The sequence below is a fragment of the Sphingopyxis sp. genome (assembly GCF_035944815.1).
Classification (GTDB): Bacteria; Pseudomonadota; Alphaproteobacteria; order Sphingomonadales; family Sphingomonadaceae; genus Sphingopyxis.
On sequence record NZ_DASZAU010000003.1, the window covers coordinates 2,501 to 19,395 of the forward strand.

16 protein-coding genes (1 of these 16 cut by a window edge) are annotated in these 16,895 nt (G+C 66.4%); 5 read left to right on the forward strand and 11 right to left on the reverse strand.

The window, feature by feature from the left end; genetic code table 11:
• A protein-coding gene (locus tag VGU00_RS04090) for a lipopolysaccharide biosynthesis protein (RefSeq protein WP_327465789.1) crosses the window boundary here: on the forward strand, positions 1 to 976 show its 3' portion. 521 nt of this gene lie to the left of the window's left edge; 976 of the gene's 1,497 nt are visible here — the last part of the coding sequence; its start codon lies beyond the left edge, outside the window; it ends in the stop codon at positions 974 to 976.
• On the opposite strand, the gene VGU00_RS04095 is transcribed toward VGU00_RS04090, so the two are convergent.
• Positions 961 to 1,386, reverse strand: a complete 426-nt coding sequence (locus tag VGU00_RS04095; protein WP_327465791.1) for a CBS domain-containing protein — start codon at positions 1,384 to 1,386, stop codon at positions 961 to 963. The genes VGU00_RS04090 and VGU00_RS04095 overlap by 16 nt on opposite strands.
• A 126-nt stretch (positions 1,387 to 1,512) precedes the next feature.
• On the opposite strand from VGU00_RS04095, the gene VGU00_RS04100 reads away from it, so the two are divergent.
• Positions 1,513 to 1,821, forward strand: a complete 309-nt coding sequence (locus VGU00_RS04100) for a hypothetical protein (protein ID WP_327465793.1) — start codon at positions 1,513 to 1,515, stop codon at positions 1,819 to 1,821.
• Positions 1,811 to 2,197, forward strand: coding sequence for an acyl-CoA thioesterase (locus VGU00_RS04105; protein WP_184647160.1), 387 nt, complete (start codon positions 1,811 to 1,813; stop codon positions 2,195 to 2,197). The genes VGU00_RS04100 and VGU00_RS04105 overlap by 11 nt, the downstream gene beginning before the upstream one ends.
• A gap of 6 nt (positions 2,198 to 2,203) precedes the next feature.
• On the opposite strand, the gene VGU00_RS04110 is transcribed toward VGU00_RS04105, so the two are convergent.
• The 7 genes from VGU00_RS04110 to hisS all read right to left on the reverse strand — a co-directional run bounded on the left by VGU00_RS04110 (position 2,204) and on the right by hisS (position 11,152).
• Positions 2,204 to 3,814, reverse strand: a complete 1,611-nt coding sequence (locus VGU00_RS04110) for a hypothetical protein (protein ID WP_327465796.1) — start codon at positions 3,812 to 3,814, stop codon at positions 2,204 to 2,206.
• Positions 3,811 to 5,403 carry a hypothetical protein gene (locus VGU00_RS04115; protein ID WP_327465798.1) on the reverse strand — a complete coding sequence of 531 codons (1,593 nt, stop codon included), beginning with the start codon at positions 5,401 to 5,403 and terminating at the stop codon, positions 3,811 to 3,813. Before VGU00_RS04115 ends, VGU00_RS04110 begins: the two co-directional genes overlap by 4 nt.
• An 11-nt stretch (positions 5,404 to 5,414) precedes the next feature.
• The gene (locus tag VGU00_RS04120) at positions 5,415 to 6,800 is read right to left on the reverse strand and encodes a DUF4139 domain-containing protein (protein WP_327465800.1); all 1,386 of its coding nucleotides are present in this window, start codon (positions 6,798 to 6,800) and stop codon (positions 5,415 to 5,417) included.
• Between the two features lie 78 nt (positions 6,801 to 6,878).
• A complete protein-coding gene (locus VGU00_RS04125; protein WP_414713504.1) occupies positions 6,879 to 7,769 on the reverse strand; it encodes a DUF4167 domain-containing protein in 891 nt (296 codons plus the stop codon).
• Between the two features lie 251 nt (positions 7,770 to 8,020).
• Positions 8,021 to 8,836: a peptide chain release factor N(5)-glutamine methyltransferase gene (prmC, locus tag VGU00_RS04130; protein WP_327466359.1), complete on the reverse strand. Its 816-nt coding sequence runs from the start codon at positions 8,834 to 8,836 to the stop codon at positions 8,021 to 8,023.
• A gap of 1 nt (position 8,837) precedes the next feature.
• Positions 8,838 to 9,905 carry a peptide chain release factor 1 gene (gene prfA, locus VGU00_RS04135; protein WP_327465804.1) on the reverse strand — a complete coding sequence of 356 codons (1,068 nt, stop codon included), beginning with the start codon at positions 9,903 to 9,905 and terminating at the stop codon, positions 8,838 to 8,840.
• A complete protein-coding gene (hisS, locus tag VGU00_RS04140) occupies positions 9,905 to 11,152 on the reverse strand; it encodes a histidine--tRNA ligase (RefSeq protein ID WP_327465806.1) in 1,248 nt (415 codons plus the stop codon). Before hisS ends, prfA begins: the two co-directional genes overlap by 1 nt.
• Before the next feature lie 94 nt (positions 11,153 to 11,246).
• On the opposite strand from hisS, the gene VGU00_RS04145 reads away from it, so the two are divergent.
• Positions 11,247 to 13,175 (forward strand): peptidase M61, encoded by a 1,929-nt coding sequence (locus tag VGU00_RS04145; protein WP_327465808.1) that lies wholly within the window; start codon positions 11,247 to 11,249, stop codon positions 13,173 to 13,175.
• A gap of 41 nt (positions 13,176 to 13,216) precedes the next feature.
• Positions 13,217 to 13,753, forward strand: a complete 537-nt coding sequence (gene ppa / locus VGU00_RS04150) for an inorganic diphosphatase (protein WP_327465810.1) — start codon at positions 13,217 to 13,219, stop codon at positions 13,751 to 13,753.
• Here the strand turns inward: ppa and VGU00_RS04155 are convergent.
• From VGU00_RS04155 to sseA, 3 genes are all read right to left on the reverse strand, one after another.
• Positions 13,750 to 14,691 (reverse strand): mechanosensitive ion channel family protein, encoded by a 942-nt coding sequence (locus VGU00_RS04155; RefSeq protein ID WP_327465812.1) that lies wholly within the window; start codon positions 14,689 to 14,691, stop codon positions 13,750 to 13,752. The two genes, ppa and VGU00_RS04155, sit on opposite strands and share 4 nt — an antisense overlap.
• On the reverse strand, positions 14,688 to 15,887 hold the full coding sequence (metC, locus tag VGU00_RS04160; RefSeq protein ID WP_327465814.1) for a cystathionine beta-lyase: 1,200 nt from the start codon (positions 15,885 to 15,887) through the stop codon (positions 14,688 to 14,690). Before metC ends, VGU00_RS04155 begins: the two co-directional genes overlap by 4 nt.
• 72 nt (positions 15,888 to 15,959) lie before the next feature.
• Positions 15,960 to 16,802, reverse strand: a complete 843-nt coding sequence (sseA, locus tag VGU00_RS04165) for a 3-mercaptopyruvate sulfurtransferase (RefSeq protein WP_327465816.1) — start codon at positions 16,800 to 16,802, stop codon at positions 15,960 to 15,962.
• Positions 16,803 to 16,895: the final 93 nt, after the last annotated feature.

The following is a 16,895-nucleotide window of genomic DNA, read 5'->3' on the forward strand; positions in this document are numbered from 1 at the left end:
GGTGTGGACGCTCGTCTACGCGCCGCTTGCGATGTTCTGGACGCGCGCGATCGGGCTGACGCTCGTTGCGCGGCTGCTCGTCTGGCCCAGCTTCAATTTTCGCGGCTGCGGCCAGATCATCGGATTCGGATCGGCAGTGCTGGCCAGCCAGCTCTTCTGGCTGGTGCAAAGCCAGTCGGACATCTTCATCGCCGGCGCCCGGTTCGACGCCCATGCCCTCGGCCTTTATGCCGAAGCGCTATTCCTCGCGCAGATCTTCATGGCGAAGTTCGTGCCGCCGCTGAACGAGGTCGCCTTTCCCGCCTATGCGCGAATCAAGACCGACATGGCGGCGGTGCGCTGGAGCTTCCTGAAGACCGTGCGCGTCCTGATGCTGGTCGCCGCGCCTTTCTATTGCGGGCTCGCCGTGGTCGCGGCGCCGATGGTCGAAACGCTCTTCGGTGCCAAATGGCTCGGGATGGTACCCTATATACAGCTGCTCTCGCTCGCGCTGATCCTGATGACGGTGCAGATTCTCTTTGCGCCGGTCACCAACGCGCTCGGCAAACCGTCGATCTCGATGTTCACGGCGATGAGCGGGGCGATTCTCTTTCCGACCGCTTTCCTTGTCGGCGCCCAGTGGGGCCTGATCGGCATGGCGTGGGCCTGGCTGATCGCGGCGCCCCTGCTGCTCTTGGCTACCGCGCGGCTATCGGCACCGCTGATCGGCGTGACCCTGTGGGATATCGCGCGCGCGATGCTGCCGGGACTCGCGCCCGCGCTCGTGATGGCGATCGGCGTGGGTTTCGCAGCCGAAGCGATCGCCCCGCTCGGCTTTCCTGCGCCCGTGCGACTCGCCGGGCTCGTCGCACTCGGCGTGGCCTTATATGGCAGCCTGCTCTGGCTGCTCGAGCGCGACGCGATCGACGAGATGATCCGGCTGGTGCTGCGCCGCCAGCCCCCGGCCGAAGAGGCGGCGCCTCAGGAAGCGATATAGTCGCGCATCGCGGTGGCCTCGGCCTCGATCCGGTCGATGCGATATTTGACGAGATCGCCGATCGACACGAATCCGACGAGTCGTCCGTCGTCGACGACAGGAAGGTGGCGAATGCGGCGCTGCGTCATCTGCGACAGCGCGCCGATGACGGCCGTCGACGAATCGCACGTTACGGGCGATTTGGTCATCACCTCGTCGAGATGCCGGTCGAGCGCTTCGGGGCCATAGGAGGACATGAGCCGGACAAGGTCGCGTTCGGAGAAAATGCCGACGATCACCTCGCCTTCCATCACCGGCACCGCGCCGATGCGGTGCTGGGCGAGGAGGTCGAGCACCGCGCGAACCGTGTCATCCTTGCGCGCCGAAATTACCGGGCCCGTGCGCCCGTGCAGGATCGCTCCGATCGTCATTCCATGCCGCTCCCATGCTGATTCTCTGGACGGCAAAGCCTATCATGATTCGCGGCAAAGCCGAAACGGGCGGCCGCATTCCATTCGCGCTTGGCCTTGCCCGCCGGCTGGTCCATGGAAGCCGCCATGGTCAAACGCTCCCCGCTCGACGACGGCGACACATCGAAGGTCGCCTGGGCGCGCTATCGCCGCCTGATGAAAGGCATGGCGCTGGTGTCGCTGCTCGCGGTCGTCGGCGCGCTCGGCTGGCTTCGCTTCTCGATGGGCGACCAGCTGACCATCCATATGATCATCGCGACCGCCGCCGGCGTCGGCCTTTCGGTCCTGCTCGGTGCCGCGCTGATGGGCCTCGTCTTCCTGTCGAGCGGCAGTGGCCATGACGAGGCGATCGAAGACCCTTTCGAAGACGATCCGGATATGAACCATGACCGATAAACCCGACTGCCCGCGCGACCCGATCCTGCGCGTCGTCCCCCGCCCCGCCGACATCAACGCCAACGGCCATATCTTCGGCGGCTGGGTTCTCTCGCAGATGGATATCGCGGGCGGCATCGTCGCCGGGCGCGAGGCGCAGGGCGCCGTCGCAACCGTCGCGATCGAATCGATGGAGTTCATCGCGCCGATCCTGCTGCGCGACATCATCTCGGTCTATGCGACGCTCGAGCGGCGCGGGCGCACTTCGATGGGCATCCGAATCGAAGTGATCGCGACGCGCGACGGCGGCCGGACCGAGGAAAAGGTGACGGGCGGGCTCTTCACCTTTGTCGCGCTCGACGAGAATCATCGTCCGCGCGCGTTGCCGCCGGCCTGAACCGAATCAGTCGCGCACGTCCTTTTCGACAAAGGCGAGCACGAGGCGATCGTTCGCGGGTACGCGCACGCGCCAGAACCAGCTGCGCCCGCGCTGCTCCGCGCCCTCGGGCACCGGATCGAGCGCGAAGGGAATCTCCAGCTCGACGTCCGCCTCGACGGGCCGGTCGTTGCTGATCGTCACCTGCCAGTCGCGCCGCTTGCCATCGCGATCGGTCGTCTGGACGACGCGATACAGGACGCCGCTGCTTTCCCCGATGCCCAGATCGATGCGCTCGTCGACCGCCTTGTCCGCCGTCGCGACCTCGCCGAGCAGCAGGCGGTCCCCGCGCACCGTATCGAAAATCGCGACCTCGCCGGCGGGCATGGCAAGCCCGAGCCCGTCGGCCTTGCGATTCCACATCCGCATCATGACACCCGCGGCACGAAAGTCCCCTCGGCCGGGATTGCCGACATAGGCCGTGTACAGATGGTCATAGGCCACGCGATCCTGCGCCAGCAGCGCGACCTGCTTTTGCTGCTTCGCCGCGACGTCGGTGCGAAAGGGCAGCCGATATTGTTTGAGATCGCCCAGATCCTCCTGCTTCGCCAGATGCTCCGAATTGATCACCGACACGGCAACCGGCGAATACATCGACAATTCGGGTACACGCGGCGGTGCCATGACGAGAATCTCGTCGCCATAGCCGCGCTGATAGCCATCCTGCGATCCGCGGACGGGAATCACGTCGGGCAGCGCCCACAGGGGGTGCGTGCTGGTGATGTCCATCGGCCAGCAGGAGAGTCGCAGCGGCGCGGCCTCGCCCGCGGGCGCCCCCGCGCCTTGCTGTTTCTCGAGCCGGCCCGCGATCACATTGAGCTGCGCCCCGGGAAAACCCGTCGCGCCGCCATTGGCGAGCGTGATCCAGCCCGTCATCGCAAGCGACCCGCCGTCGGGGCGGCGGTCGGCGACATAGCTGGCCGACCAGTCGAACCCTTCGGCGAGATAAAGGAGCTGGACGGTCACCGTCCGCGCCCGGTCGCTCGCCACCAGCACCGACAGCGTCGGTTTTGCCGACAGATCCTTCGGCACGCCGCCATAGGTCATCCGCTCGGGCAGCCCCGAACAGCCGAGCGCCTCATAGCCTTCGGCGGTTTGCACCAGCACCCCGCCGTTCGGGCCGGCCTGAAGGATCGCATCCTGCCGCCGTATCTTGCCCGTCGCCCGGTCGGTGCGTTGCAGCGTGACGCGGCGCTTCAGATAAGAGTCGACCAGACCGCCAGGCGAGAGGAGCCGCGCGTCGCGATTCTTTTCGATCACGCCGTCCGGCAGCCCGCCGATGACGGCGGTTTCGGGCAACAGGCCTTCGGCGACCCCTTCGAATCGCACCGCGGCGGTACCCGCGGGCAAATGGATCGTGCGCGTCTCGCTGATAAAGGCAAAGCCTTCGGGCCAGTCGGGATCGATACCGCCCGACGACCGGCCCGGCGCGCGATATATGGTGACCGCGACATCGTCGATCGCGGTCGACTGCACGACCGCCGGCGTATCGCTTGCCCGCGCCGGACAGGAAATGCCGGCCAGCGCCAGCATCGCGAGCATGCCCGCGAATCGCTCGCGGCCTGCGGCGCTGCTCACCCGTTCTTCAGCTTCTGCCGGAACGTCTGGATCAGGCTGTCGTTCGCCGGCACGCGCACGCGCCAGACCCAGCTCGACCCGCGCCGTTCCCAGCCGGCCGGCTCGGGATCGATCGCGAAGGGGATGAGCATTTCGATTTCGGCATCGAAAGGCCGCGCATTGGTCAGCGTGACCTCCCACGTCTGATATTCGCCCTTGGCGTCGCGATCCTTGACGAGCGCACGAAACTGGACCGCCGGGCTGCGCCCGATATCGTAATCGACGCGCTCGTCCTTCGCCTTGTCGCCGATCGGCGCCTCGCCGACGAGCAGGCGCCGGCCCGCGACCGTTTCGAACACCGCTGCGGTCCCGGCGGGAAGCGCGAGGCCGAGCCCGTCCGATTCGCGATTCTGGACGCGCAGCCGCATCACGAGCGGCTGCGGCGATCCATTGTCATAGAGCGTGCCGGCATAAAGCTGCTCGACCGCGACCTTGTCCTTCGCGAGCAGCGCGACCTGTTTCTGCCCCTTTGCCGACACGTCGACGCGAAAGGGAATGCGATAGAATTTAAGGTCGCCCAGATCCTCTGCGGGCGGCGGCGGGGGTGCCGGCGGCGGGGGAGGCGGCGGAGGCGGCGGCGCCATCGCATAGGCCCGCCGGTTCATCCGGCTCGCCGTTACGACGACATCCTCGGCGGCGCCCATCGCGAATTCCTGCTCGAACGCGATGATCGGCGGCAATTCCCACAAGGGATGCGTGCTCGTGATATCCATCGGCCAGCACCGAAGGACGAGAGGCCCCGGCGTGCTGCGCGGCAACGGCGGGCTGTACATCTTGTTCAGCCGGCCCGCGATGACGTTGAGCTGCGCCCCGGGGAAGCTCGTTACCCCGCCGTTCGCGACGGTGATCCAGCCGGTCATGCCCAGCGTCTTTCCGTCGGCGCCGCGATCGGCGACATAGTTGGCGGCCCAGTCGAACCCCTCGGCCAGATAGAGGAGCTGGACTTTCACCGTCCGCGCAGTCTTGCTTTCGACGAGCACCGACAGCGTCGGCTTCGCCGACAGGTCCTTCGGCACGCGGGCGTAGAGCATGCGCTCGGGAAGACCCGAACAGGCGAGCGCCTCGACGCCAGTGGCGGTCTGGAGAATCACGCCGCCATTGGGCCCCGACTGGATCACCGCTTCCTGCTCGACGGTTTTCCCGGTCGCGATGTTCGTGCGGCGCAACGTGACGCTGCGCTTGAGATAGGCGTCGACCAGCCCCGCCGGCGACAACAGCCGCGCATCGCGATTCTTTTCGATCACACCGTCGGGGAGCCCGCTGACCACCGCAGTTTCGGGAAGCAGCCCTTCGGCGACGCCTTCGAATCGCAGCACCGACGTGCCCGCGGGCAAAGTGACGGTACGCGTTTCGGTGATGAAGGCGAAACCCTGCGGCCAGTTCGGATTGATCGGCCCGGCACCACGAGCCGGCGCGCGATAGACGGTGACTGCGGCGTCGTCGATTTTCGCCGAGACGGCGATCGGCGTTTCGCCTTGCGCCGACAACGGCACGGGCGCGGACAGCGCCGCGAGCGTCAACGAGGAAGCCAGCAGGAAGCGGGCGCGCATCGCGCGGGCGCTCAGTAACGCGTGTCGAACGTGGCGGTCAGTTCGACCTTGCCATTGGCGGGCACCGGCACCTGCCATTCGACGCGGTCAGCCGAAACGCGCTCGCCCTTCAGGCTTTCGTCGGTGATTCGCACGTCGCCATAGAGTCCATCCTGCGCCACCAGCACCGTAACCGGACCCGGCCGCGCGTTGCTGACCAGATATTTCATCTTGGTCACCCAGCGCGAATCGCCCTTGCGCGTGCGCGAGACGACGGTCGTCTGGACCTTCACGTCGAACGCGTCGCCGGTGCGCAGCGACATCGCCGATCCCATCGGCGTGTGGTCGATGCGGTTTTCGCCGATGAACTGCGGGTCGCCGCGCGCGTCGCGCATATAGACGCGAATCGTGCCGGCGGGCAGCTGGTCGCCCAGCCCACCCTGCCGCGACGTCGAAAAACGGAGCACGCTGGCGGTGCTCACCGGATCGGTGCTGCTGCCCATCCAGCGATTGACATATTCATAGGTCGACTGCGCCGGCGCGCCCTTCACGTCGAGGAAGCTGACCTGCTTCTGCTGCGCGTTGGCGATCGTCGTGCGCGCGGCGAGCGGATAGAGATAATAGTCGCCGAGCCGTTCGCGATCGTTCGATTCGGTCCCAGCCGAATCCATCGCACCCGTCATCTGGCGAAAACCGCCGCCACCGCCCGGGCTGCCCGCCACCAGCAGCGTGCGCGCGTTGCTAAAGGTCGTGCCGGTGCTGTTGGTCAGCGTCACCCAGCCCTGGATATCCATCGCGCCCTTCGCCGCGTCGAACAGCGCGACATAATCGGCGGTCCAGCCAAGGTTCGGGGTCAGGTACGACAGCCGCGCCGGGACGGTGCCGGCGCTCGCGGCATCGACAGTTACCGAAAGCGTCGGACGCGCGCGCAGGTTCGGCGGCAGGCGGTCGAACACCGCGCGTACCGGCAGGCCGTCGTCGCGCAGCACCTCGATCCGTCCGCCGACATCGAGCACGATACCGCCGTTCGCGGCGAGTACCTTGGCGCGCTCGGTGCGTTCGGCGCCAGTCGCGGGATTGGTGCGGACGAGCGTGATCGACTGGCCGACCGCCTTGTCCATCAGCTTGTCGGGAGTGAGCAGGTCGAAATCGAAATTCTGTTCGACGATGCCGATGCCGGGACCCGACAGCGTCACCGTTTCGGGACGGATGCGCGCCGACACGTCGGGGAATTCGATGCGGTTGCGCCCGGCAGCGACGCTGAGCTGGCGGTCGTCCTGCACCAGCGACTGGCCATTGTTATAGATGGTGACCGCGACATCGCCCTGCGCGTTGCCGGTCGCGGCATCCTGCGCAAAAAGAGCGGTCGACGCGCCGCCGACGAGCAGCGGCAAACAGGCCAGAGCCAACACGCGCATAAAAAACCTCCCCGCAGGATGTGTCCTGCGGGGAGGCTATGTCATGCGAATCGGAAAAACCAGCGTGAAATCGTTGGCTTATTCGGCGGCTTCGACATCGGTGTTTCGCGCCGCGAGGGTACGGCGGGTGCGGCGCGGCTTGGCGGCCGGCGCTTCTGCCTCGGCTTCGCTTTCGGCGCTGCGTTCGGGGCGACCGATCGCGGGCGGCAGAACGGCGGTGTCGATGCCGGCATCGCCATCGTCGGCGCGTTCTTCCTGACGCGGGCGGCGCGCCGTGCGGCGGGCCGGACGCGGTGCGGGTTCCTGCTCGGCCGCTTCTTCGCGCACGGGCGCTTCGCTGCGGTCACCCTGGGTGTCATCCTCGTCGCGATTGCGGGCCGGACGGCTGCGCGCCGACTGACGGTTGCCGCGATTGTCATCGTCGCGATTACCGCGCGCTTCGCGATTGCCACGATTGTCGTCGTCGCGGTCGCCGCGTGCTTCGCGATTGCCGCGCTGGCCGCGGTCATTGCGATCGCCCCGATCATTGCCGCGATCGTTCCGTTCGCCACGGTCGTCGCCATTGTCGCCGTCGTCGCGGCCGGTGTCGGCTTCGAAATCGGTGTCGGTATCGTCATGGCCGTCGAAATCCTCGACCCCGCGAATCTCGCGGCTGCGGTCGTGGCTGCGTTCCTGTCCGTTCGCGGCGGCCTTTTCTTCCTGCCGGGCGCGGAAGTCGCTCACGACGCGGAAATAATGGTCGGCGAACTGGAGATAATATTCGGTCTGGACGCGGTCGCCGGCAAGCTGGGCGTCGCGCGCGAGATTGCGATATTTCTCGATCATCTGGGCGCCGTTGCCGCGCGCGCGGCTGTCGATGCGGTTCGCCTGGTCGACGCCTCCGCGACCGCCACCGGACTGCGACCGGTTGTTATTGTTGTTGCTGTTGTTGTTGCGGCCGCGACGGCGACCGCTCTGCCGGTTGTTCATGTTCAACTGAGACATCCTGTCGAATAAGCTAATAAGCTACGCCAACCCCTTATGGCCGACCGCGCCATATGCGCGTCGCGCCCGCGCCTCCTGCGCGGTTCCCGTTACCGCCTGCGCCGGACCCCACGGTCCGCACCAGCATCGTAAGTGGGAAGCAGACCAGCCGGACCATCGAGGGACCCCGGTCGGGTCTGTGAGCCGCCCCTATCGTGCTTTCGGGCGTAAACCAAGCAAATTTTTGCGGGGGCCGGTCAGGGGCGGGTCAGCAAAAGCGCCCTGTCGCGGCCGCCGAGGTCCTGCTTGCAGGTCACGGCAAACCCCGCCTTCTCGGCGAGCTGCGATACCGATATGCGTTGCCGGTGGCCGATTTCAAGGATTGCCGCCCCGCCGGGCGCCAATAATCGGCCCAGATCGGGGATGATCCGGCGATAATCGTCGAGCCCGTCAGCGCCGGCGAACAAGGCGCCCGCCGGTTCGTAATCGGCGACATCGGGCATCAACGCTTCGCTGTCGGCGATATAGGGCGGGTTGCAGAGAATGAGATCGAATTGCCCGTCGAGACCGCCCCCCCAATCGCTGAGGCGAAAGCGCGCGCGTTCGCCCATCCCGAGATCATCGGCATTCATTTCGGCCCAGTCGACCGCCCTTTCGGATTCGTCGATGCCGAGACCGTGCGCCGCCGGCCATTCGGCCAACGCCGCAAGGAGCAACGTCCCGGGACCCGAGCCCAGATCGAGAACGCGCTTCGGCCCGCTGGTCCCGAAATGGTCGATAGCCGCCTCGATCAGCGTCTCGCTGTCGGGCCGCGGGATCAGCACTCCGGGGGCGACCTTCAGCCGGATCGTCCAGAAATCGCGATATCCGAGGATATAGGCGACGGGCTCATGCCCCATACGGCGAGCGACGAGCGCGCCGAAATCCGCAGGCACGTCGAAACGCGACGGATCAAGGAGCAAGGCCGGCCGCTCGACGCCGAGCGCATGCGCCATCAGCAATTCGGCATCGAGCCGCGGCGTGTCGGACACGCCCTCCAGCCGCTGCGCCGCGTCGCGCAGCGCGGTCGCGATATCAGTCACCCAGCCCCGCCAGCCGCTGCGCCTGATCCTCGGCGATCAGCGCGTCGATCAATTCGTCCATCGCGCCCTCGATAATCTCGGGCAGGCGGTGGAGCGTCAGGTTGATGCGGTGGTCGGTCACGCGCCCCTGTGGGAAATTATAGGTGCGGATGCGTTCGGAGCGGTCGCCCGACCCGACCATCGACTTGCGCGCCGACGCCTCGGCGCTGTGAATCTTCTCGCGTTCGAGGTCATAGAGCCGCGCGCGCAGCACCTGCATCGCCTTTGCGCGGTTCTTGTGCTGGCTGCGCTGGTCCTGCTGGATCACGACGAGGCCCGTCGGGATATGCGTGATGCGGATCGCCGAATCGGTCGTGTTGACGTGCTGCCCGCCCGCGCCCGACGCGCGGTAGATGTCGATCTTGAGGTCGCTGTCGTTGATCGCGACATCGACTTCCTCGGCCTCGGGCAGCACCGCCACGGTCGCGGCGCTCGTGTGGATGCGGCCCTGGCTTTCGGTCGCAGGGACACGCTGGACGCGGTGGACGCCGCTTTCGAACTTGAGCTTGGCGAATACGCCCTGCCCGGTCACCGACGCGACGACTTCCTTGTAGCCGCCGACCTCGGCCTCGTTCGCCGAAATGACCTCGACCTTCCACCCCTGCCCGTCGGCATAACGGCTGTACATGCGCAGCAGGTCGCCCGCGAACAGCGCCGCCTCGTCACCGCCGGTGCCGGCACGGATTTCGAGCATCGCGGCACGCGCGTCTGCGACGTCCTTGGGGAGAAGCTGGAGCGCAAGGCCATGCTCGGCAGCGGGCAGCGCCGCTTCGATCGCGGCGATTTCCTCGGCCGCCATCGCCTTCATCTCGGGATCGGCGAGCATTTCATTGAGCAAGACGAGCTCGCCGCGCAGCCGCACGACTTCGCTCGCCGCTTTCGCGACGGGTTCGAGCTCGGCGAACTCCTTCGACGCCGCAACGAAATCGGCGGGCGCCATATCGCCCGTCGCCATCCGCGCCTGCAGCGCGGCGTGACGTTCGATGATGGCGTCGATCTGCTTTTCGGAAACGGAGGTCATCAGAGCGAGCGGACGACCGCCTCGACTTGCTTCGCCCCGTCGCCGTCGCCGCGCACATTGATATGAAGCGCCCCGTCACGCGTGCCGACCGAGATCAAGGCGTGCGCCGGAATCTTCGCCGCCTTGTCGAAGCGCTTGCGCGGCGAACCGCTCGCAACGATCTCGGTCGCAAAACCGCCGTTACGCAGCGCCGCCATCGCCTTCATCGCGATCGTAAGCTGGCTATCGTCCTCAACGGCAATCACCGCGTCGAGCCGGTTGTCGATCACATCGTCCGCCAGCAGCATCGCGAGCCGCTCGATCCCGCCGGCCCAGCCGACCGCCGCCGTGGGCGGACCGCCGAGCGCTTCGATCAGACCGTCATAGCGGCCGCCGCCGATCACCGTGCCCTGCGCCCCCAAACGGTCGGTGACGAATTCGAACGCGGTGTGGCGATAATAGTCGAGCCCGCGCACGAGCCGCGCATTCCGCTCCCACGCAACGCCCGCGGCATCGAGACCCGACGTCACGGCGCCGAAGAAATCCCGCGCCTCGCTCGTGAGGAACGCGTCGATATCGGGCGCGCTGTCGGCGATCGGGCGGTCCTTGGGATCCTTGCTGTCGAGGATGCGCAGCGGGTTCTTGTCGAGCCGCGCGAGGCTGTCTTCGGACAGGTCGCCGCGGTGCGCCTCGAAATGCTCGACCAGCGCCGCGCGCCAGCCGTCGCGGCTCGCCGCGTCGCCCAGCGTATTGAGCGTCAGCGTCACGCCTTCGGAAATGCCGAGTTCCTTCAACAGTTGATCGGCAAAGACGAGCAGTTCGGCGTCGGCGAGCGGGCTGTCGCTGCCGAGCACTTCGGCATCGAGCTGGTGGAACTGGCGATAACGCCCCTTCTGCGGGCGCTCATAACGGAACAGCGGACCGTGCGTCGCGACCTTCAGCGGCGCGAACTGCTGCCAGCCGTTAGTGACATAGGCACGCGCGATACCCGCGGTGAATTCCGGGCGCAGCGTAATCGATTCGCCGCCGCGATCATCGAACGAATACATTTCCTTGGACACGACGTCGGTGGTCTCGCCCAGACTGCGCGCGAACACCGCGGTCGGCTCGATCACCGGCACCTCGATCCGCTTGTAGCTATAGAGGCGGCGGACCCGCTCAAAGGTATCGACGACATGCGCGAAGCGATCGGCGAAATCGCCGAGCATGTCCTGCGTGCCGCGCACGGGTTGCGGGGTCGGGATTTTCGCGCTTTTGTCCTTGCTCATGGCGGCGGCGTCTAATGCTTTTTGGTCGAAAGGCAAAGGGCGCTTGCAGAGCGTCCGCTGGACCTCGCCGCGATTCGGGGGCAGAGAAACGACCATGAAAAAAGCACTGTTCGTCGCGCCCGCCCTTCTCGCCCTCTCGGCAGCCGCCGCTTACGCGCAGGATGGCAACAGCCGGCCGCAACCGGTCGTCCAGCCGCTGACGATCCCGCTGCCCGCCGACAAGCCCTATCCGGGCACGATGATTCTGAAAGTCGACGCCACCGACGTCGCGCGCGGCATCTTTCATGTCCGCCAGACGATCCCGGTGGCGAAGTCGGGCAAGCTGACCCTGCTCTATCCCGAATGGCTGCCCGGCAAGCACGCGCCGCGCGGCGCGATCGCAGAGGTGGCGGGCTTCAAGGCGAGTGCGGGCGGCAAGCCGATCGCCTGGACGCGCCAGCCGACCGACGTCTATGCCTTTGACATCGACGTGCCGACGGGCACGAAGAGCATCGAGATCGCGTTCGACTTCCTGTCGCCGACACGCACGAGCGAGGGCCGCGTCGTCGTCACCCCGGCGATGATGAACCTGCAATGGGAACAGGTCAGCCTGTATCCCGCGGGATATTTCACGCGCCAGATCGCGGTGCAGCTTGACGTCACCCTGCCCGAGGGCTGGCTGGGCGCGGCGGCGCTCGACGGGCTCAAGGTGTCGGGCAACCGCTACAGCTACGGCGTCACCAGCTACGAGAATCTGGTCGACAGCCCGATGTTCGCTGGCCGCTATTTCCGCCAATGGGCGCTCGGCAATGGCGTGACGCTGAATGTCGTCGCCGACGAGCCCAAATATCTCGACGCCAGCCCCGACCATATCGCGCGCCACGCCGCGCTCGTGTCCGAAGCGGTCGCGCTGTTCGGCGTCCGCCATTACGACCGCTACGACTTCCTGCTCGCGCTGACCGACGAACTCGGCGGCATCGGGCTCGAACATCATCGCAGCAGCGAGAACAGCCGCGCGCCGGACTATTTCACCAAATGGAACGACAACGACAGCGAGCGCGGGCTGCTGCCGCACGAGTTCGTCCACAGCTGGAACGGCAAATATCGCCGCCCCGACAAGATGTGGACGCCCGACTATCGCACCCCGATGCAGGATAACCTGCTGTGGGTCTATGAAGGGCAGACGAGCTTTTGGGACCTCGTCCTCGCCGGCCGCTCGGGCATGCAGTCGAAGGAGATGGTGCTCGCCGAATGGGCGACCAACGCCGGCAACTACAGCGCGCAGGCGGGCCGCGAGTGGCGGTCGGTCGAGGACACGACGCTCGACCCGGTCATCGCGGCACGCAAACCCAAGCCCTTTGCGAGCTGGTCGCGGAGCGAGGATTATTACAACGAAGGTTCGCTCGTCTGGCTCGAGGCCGACATGCTGATTCGCGGCGCGACGAACAATGGGAAAAGCCTCGACGATTTCGCGCGCGCCTTTTTCGGCGGACGCGAGGGCGACTGGGGGCAGGACACCTATGATTTCGACGATGTCGTCGCCGCGCTGAACGGGGTCCACCCCTATGACTGGGCGAGCTTCCTGCGCACGCGGCTGCAAACTCCCGGACAGCCGGCGCCGCTCGGCGGGATCGAACGCGCGGGCTACAGGCTCGTCTGGCGCGATACGCCCAACGTCTACGACCGCGACCGCATGGCACAGGCGAAGAACGCCGACCTCACCCATTCGCTCGGCATGACGATCGACAAGGATGGCGTCGCCACCGGCATCCAGTGGGACGGCCCGGCGTTCAAGGCGGACATCATCAACGGCACAAAGATCGTGGCGGTCGAAGGGCTGAGCTACAGCCGCGAGCGAATCGAGGCCGCGATTCGCGCCGCGACCGACGGCAAGACCCCGGTACGGCTGATCGTCGAGCGCGGCGGGCGCTATCGCAATCTCGAGATCGACTATCGCGGCGGGCTGCGCTGGCCGCACCTCGAAAAAACGGGGAGTGGCCCCGACTGGTTCGATCAGCTATTGGCGCCGCGCCGCCGCCTCTAAAAGGATTCGGCGGAGAACAGAACAAAGGACTGATTTCTCCCATGCGCATCGACCTGATTCCCGCCGGCGACAGCCCGCCCGACAGCCTCAACGTCCTGATCGAAGTTCCGATCGGCGGCGAGCCGGTGAAATATGAATTCGACAAGGCATCGGGCGCCCTCTTCGTCGACCGTTTCCTGCACACGCCGATGCGCTATCCCGCCAATTATGGTTTCGTGCCGCACACGCTGGGCGAGGACGGCGATCCGCTCGACGCCCTCGTCGTCGCGCGTTCGCCGATCGTCGCGGGCGCGGTGGTGAAATGCCGCCCGATCGGCGTGCTCAAGATGGTCGACGATGCCGGCGGCGACGAAAAGCTGCTGTGCGTCCCCGTCAACAAGACCTTCCCCTATTATGACAAGGTCTCGACCTACAAGGACATGCCCGAAATCGTGCTGCAGCAGATCGAGCATTTCTTCACCCATTATAAGGATCTCGAACCCGGCAAATGGGCCAAGCTCAATGGGTGGGGCGATGTCGACGAAGCCAAAAGCATCATCGTCGAGTGCATCGAACGCGCGAAGAAGGTCGGTTTCTAATCCACCTTGGCGGGCGCCGGGCCCTCGTCCGGCGCCGCCAGCATCCGCACATCGGTACGCGGATAGGGAATGCGGATTCCGGCTTCCTTGAACCGGTCCCAGATGCCGAGGAAGACCTCGCCCTGGATATTGCCGAGCCCCGCCTCGGGATCGGATATCCAGTAACGCAGCTCGTGATCCACCGCACGCTCCCCGAATGCAGTGATCCACACCGCCGGTTCAGGCTCGTTCAAAATGCGCGGATTGGCCTCGGCGGTTTCGACGATCAGGCGCTGCGCGAGCCGCAGGTCGGCATCATAGGGGACCGGAATGCGCATCCGCACGCGCACCTCGGGGCTTGCATAGCTCCAGTTCTCGACCGGCTGGGTCATCAGCAATTCGTTCGGGATGAGATGCTTCTTGCCGTCGCGCGTGATGACGTTGACCGCACGCACCCCGATCTTCGCGACACGGCCGACATTGGGAACCCCGCCCGGCAGCGCCGATCCGCCCATCGAACTGCCGTCGCCGACGACGATGATGTCGCCCGGCTTGATCGACCGGTCCATCAGCAGGATGATCCCCGCGATCAGGTTGCCGACGGTCTTTTGCAGCCCGAAACCGATCGCCAGGCCGGCGGCGCCCGAAAAGACCGCCAGCGCAGTCAGGTCGATGCCGAGCAGGTCGATGCCGAAGAGCAGCGCGAGCGTGAAAAGGGCGATCGCTATCAGTTTTTCGGTCAGCAGCCGCTGCGTCTGGTCGATATGGGTGTTGCGGCGAAGCAGCCATTTGATCGCGCGCAGCGCCAGCTTGACCGCGATATAGAGCAGGACCGCGACAATGATCGTCGAGAAGATGCTGTAGAGCGAGAGCCGGTAGGCGCCGACGTCGAGCCCGATCGCCTTCATCGCGGCAACCGTCCCGTCGATTCCCTCGCGAAGGCCGCTGCGCATGGTCATAGGGCGGCGAACCCCCGGTCGAGATCGGCGGTCAGGTCGGCCACATCCTCGAGCCCGATCGACAGGCGGACCAAAGGATCGGGGTCGGACCATTTCGTCGCGGTCCGGATGTCCGCCGGGTTGCTCGGGACGACGAGACTTTCATAGCCGCCCCAGCTGAAACCGATCCCGAACAGCGACAGCGCTTCGATGAAACGTGCCCGGCCGGCGTCATCGCTGCCCTTGAGCGTAAAGCCGAACAAACCGCTCGCGCCGCTAAAATCGCGGCTCCACAGCCCATGCCCCGGGTCGCCCGGCAGCGCGGGATGAAGCACGCGGCCGACCTCGGGCCGCGCCGCGAGCCAGTGCGCGACCGCCAGCGCGCTGTCGCCATGTCGCGCGAGCCGGACGTCGAGCGTGCGCAGGCCGCGCAGCATCAGCGCGCAGTCGTCGGGCGAAACCGACAGGCCGAGCTGGTAAGCCGCGCTCCGCAGCCGCGGCCAGATCGCCTTCGGCGCGGTGAGCGATCCCATCATCGCGTCGCTGTGCCCGCCGACATATTTGGTGAGGCTCATCGCCGTGACGTCGACGCCCATCGCCAGCGCGGGGAAGAGCAGCGGCGTCGCCCAGGTATTGTCGAGCATCGTGAGCACGCCGCGTTCGCGCGCAACCGCGACGATCGCCGGGATGTCCTGCACCTCGAAGGTCAGGCTGCCCGGCGATTCGAGGAAGATCAGCCGCGTCTGCGGTGTGATCAGGTCGGCGATATCCGCACCGATCGCGGGATCATAATAGGTCGTCGTGACACCGAACCGCGCCAGCATGCCATTGCAGAAACTGCGGGTCGGTTCATAGGCACTGTCGACCATCAGCAGGTGATCGCCGGGCGAAAGCAGCGCCAGCAGCCCTGCAGAGATCGCCGCGACGCCCGACGGATAGAGCAAGGTCCCCTCGGCGCCCGGCTCGAGGTCGGTCAGCGCATCGGCGAGCGCCCACACCGTCGGCGTGCCGCGGCGGCCGTAATAAAGCTTGTCGTGCGTCGCGTGGCCGCGTGCCTTCAGGTCGGCGATATTGTCGTAGAGGATCGTCGAGGCGCGCCAGACCGGCGGGTTGACGACACTCCCGCCGAGCCGGGGATCGCCGGTCCATTCGGGCCGGCGTCCGCCCTGCACGAGTTTGGTCGCGGGGCGGAGAGTCTTGTCGTCGCTGCTGCTCATGCCCGTCTTGTTAGCGTGCCGCCCGCCAAAAGCCAGCGGCACGCAAACAGGCTGCCCAGCGGGAACAATGCGTCAGGCGGCGCCGGTCGCCTTGGGCGTCGCCGGGTCGGCACCCCATTCGGTCCAGCTGCCGTCGTACACCGCAACATCGTCCTTGCCGAGCAGGTGCGCGCCGAAGGCCACGACCGTCGCGGTCATGCCGCTGCCGCACGTCGTCACCAGCGGCTTGTCGAGATCGATACCCGCCGCGTCGAATGCCGCCTTCAGGTCGTCGCCCTGTTTCCAGGTGCCGTCGGCGTTGAACAGCTGCCCGAACGGCAGGCTGCGCGAGTTCGGGATGTGGCCGGGCGCGAGACCCGGGCGCGGATCGCGTTCCTCGCCGGTAAACCGCGCGGCCGAGCGCGCATCGACGACCTGTTCGGCGCCGCTGGCGACGTTCGCGAGCATCTGGTCCTTGGTCCGCACTGCCTTCGCGTCGCGCCAGACGGTGAAGTGGCGGTGGCGCAGCGTCTGCTTTCCCATTTCGAGCGCGCGGCCTTCGGCCTTCCACTTGGCGAGGCCGCCATCGAGCAATGCGACATCGTGCGCGCCGAACAATTTGAGCAGCCACCAAGCGCGCGCGGCGCTCTTCAGCGGGCTGTCGTCGTAGAGCACGACGCGGCTGCCGTCACCAAGGCCGAGCGACTGCATACGGCTCGCGAACTTCTCGGCGGGCGGCGCCATATTTTCGATGTCGGAAGACGCATCGGTCAGTTCGGCGAGGTCCATGAAGACCGCTCCGGGGATGTGCCCCGCCTCATATTCGGCACGCGCGTCACGGCCTTCGTCGGCCAGAAATTTCGTCGCATCGACGACCCGCAGGTCCGATGCCCCCAGTTCGCGTTCCAGCCAGTCGGTTGAGACCAAGGCGTCCATGTCATGCTCCTGTTGCGACCGATCGGGAACCTGTTTGCCTGTCCCTCGCCCGGCCATCCTGCTGTGGCTCTTTATCTTTCCGGGGAATAGTCA

What these genes read in the sequence shown, in the direction of transcription:
- VGU00_RS04105 (WP_184647160.1), top strand. Translation starts at nt 1,811, where the DNA reads ATGACCGATAAACCCGACTGCCCGCGCGACCCGATCCTGCGCGTCGTC.
- VGU00_RS04120 (WP_327465800.1), bottom strand. Translation starts at nt 6,800, where the DNA reads ATGCGCGTGTTGGCTCTGGCCTGTTTGCCGCTGCTCGTCGGCGGCGCG.
- VGU00_RS04100 (WP_327465793.1), top strand. Translation starts at nt 1,513, where the DNA reads ATGGTCAAACGCTCCCCGCTCGACGACGGCGACACATCGAAGGTCGCC.
- VGU00_RS04115 (WP_327465798.1), bottom strand. Translation starts at nt 5,403, where the DNA reads ATGCGCGCCCGCTTCCTGCTGGCTTCCTCGTTGACGCTCGCGGCGCTG.
- ppa (WP_327465810.1), top strand. Translation starts at nt 13,217, where the DNA reads ATGCGCATCGACCTGATTCCCGCCGGCGACAGCCCGCCCGACAGCCTC.
- sseA (WP_327465816.1), bottom strand. Translation starts at nt 16,802, where the DNA reads ATGGACGCCTTGGTCTCAACCGACTGGCTGGAACGCGAACTGGGGGCA.
- VGU00_RS04145 (WP_327465808.1), top strand. Translation starts at nt 11,247, where the DNA reads ATGAAAAAAGCACTGTTCGTCGCGCCCGCCCTTCTCGCCCTCTCGGCA.
- VGU00_RS04125 (WP_414713504.1), bottom strand. Translation starts at nt 7,769, where the DNA reads ATGAACAACCGGCAGAGCGGTCGCCGTCGCGGCCGCAACAACAACAGC.
- VGU00_RS04155 (WP_327465812.1), bottom strand. Translation starts at nt 14,691, where the DNA reads ATGACCATGCGCAGCGGCCTTCGCGAGGGAATCGACGGGACGGTTGCC.
- VGU00_RS04095 (WP_327465791.1), bottom strand. Translation starts at nt 1,386, where the DNA reads ATGACGATCGGAGCGATCCTGCACGGGCGCACGGGCCCGGTAATTTCG.
- hisS (WP_327465806.1), bottom strand. Translation starts at nt 11,152, where the DNA reads ATGAGCAAGGACAAAAGCGCGAAAATCCCGACCCCGCAACCCGTGCGC.
- prfA (WP_327465804.1), bottom strand. Translation starts at nt 9,905, where the DNA reads ATGACCTCCGTTTCCGAAAAGCAGATCGACGCCATCATCGAACGTCAC.
- metC (WP_327465814.1), bottom strand. Translation starts at nt 15,887, where the DNA reads ATGAGCAGCAGCGACGACAAGACTCTCCGCCCCGCGACCAAACTCGTG.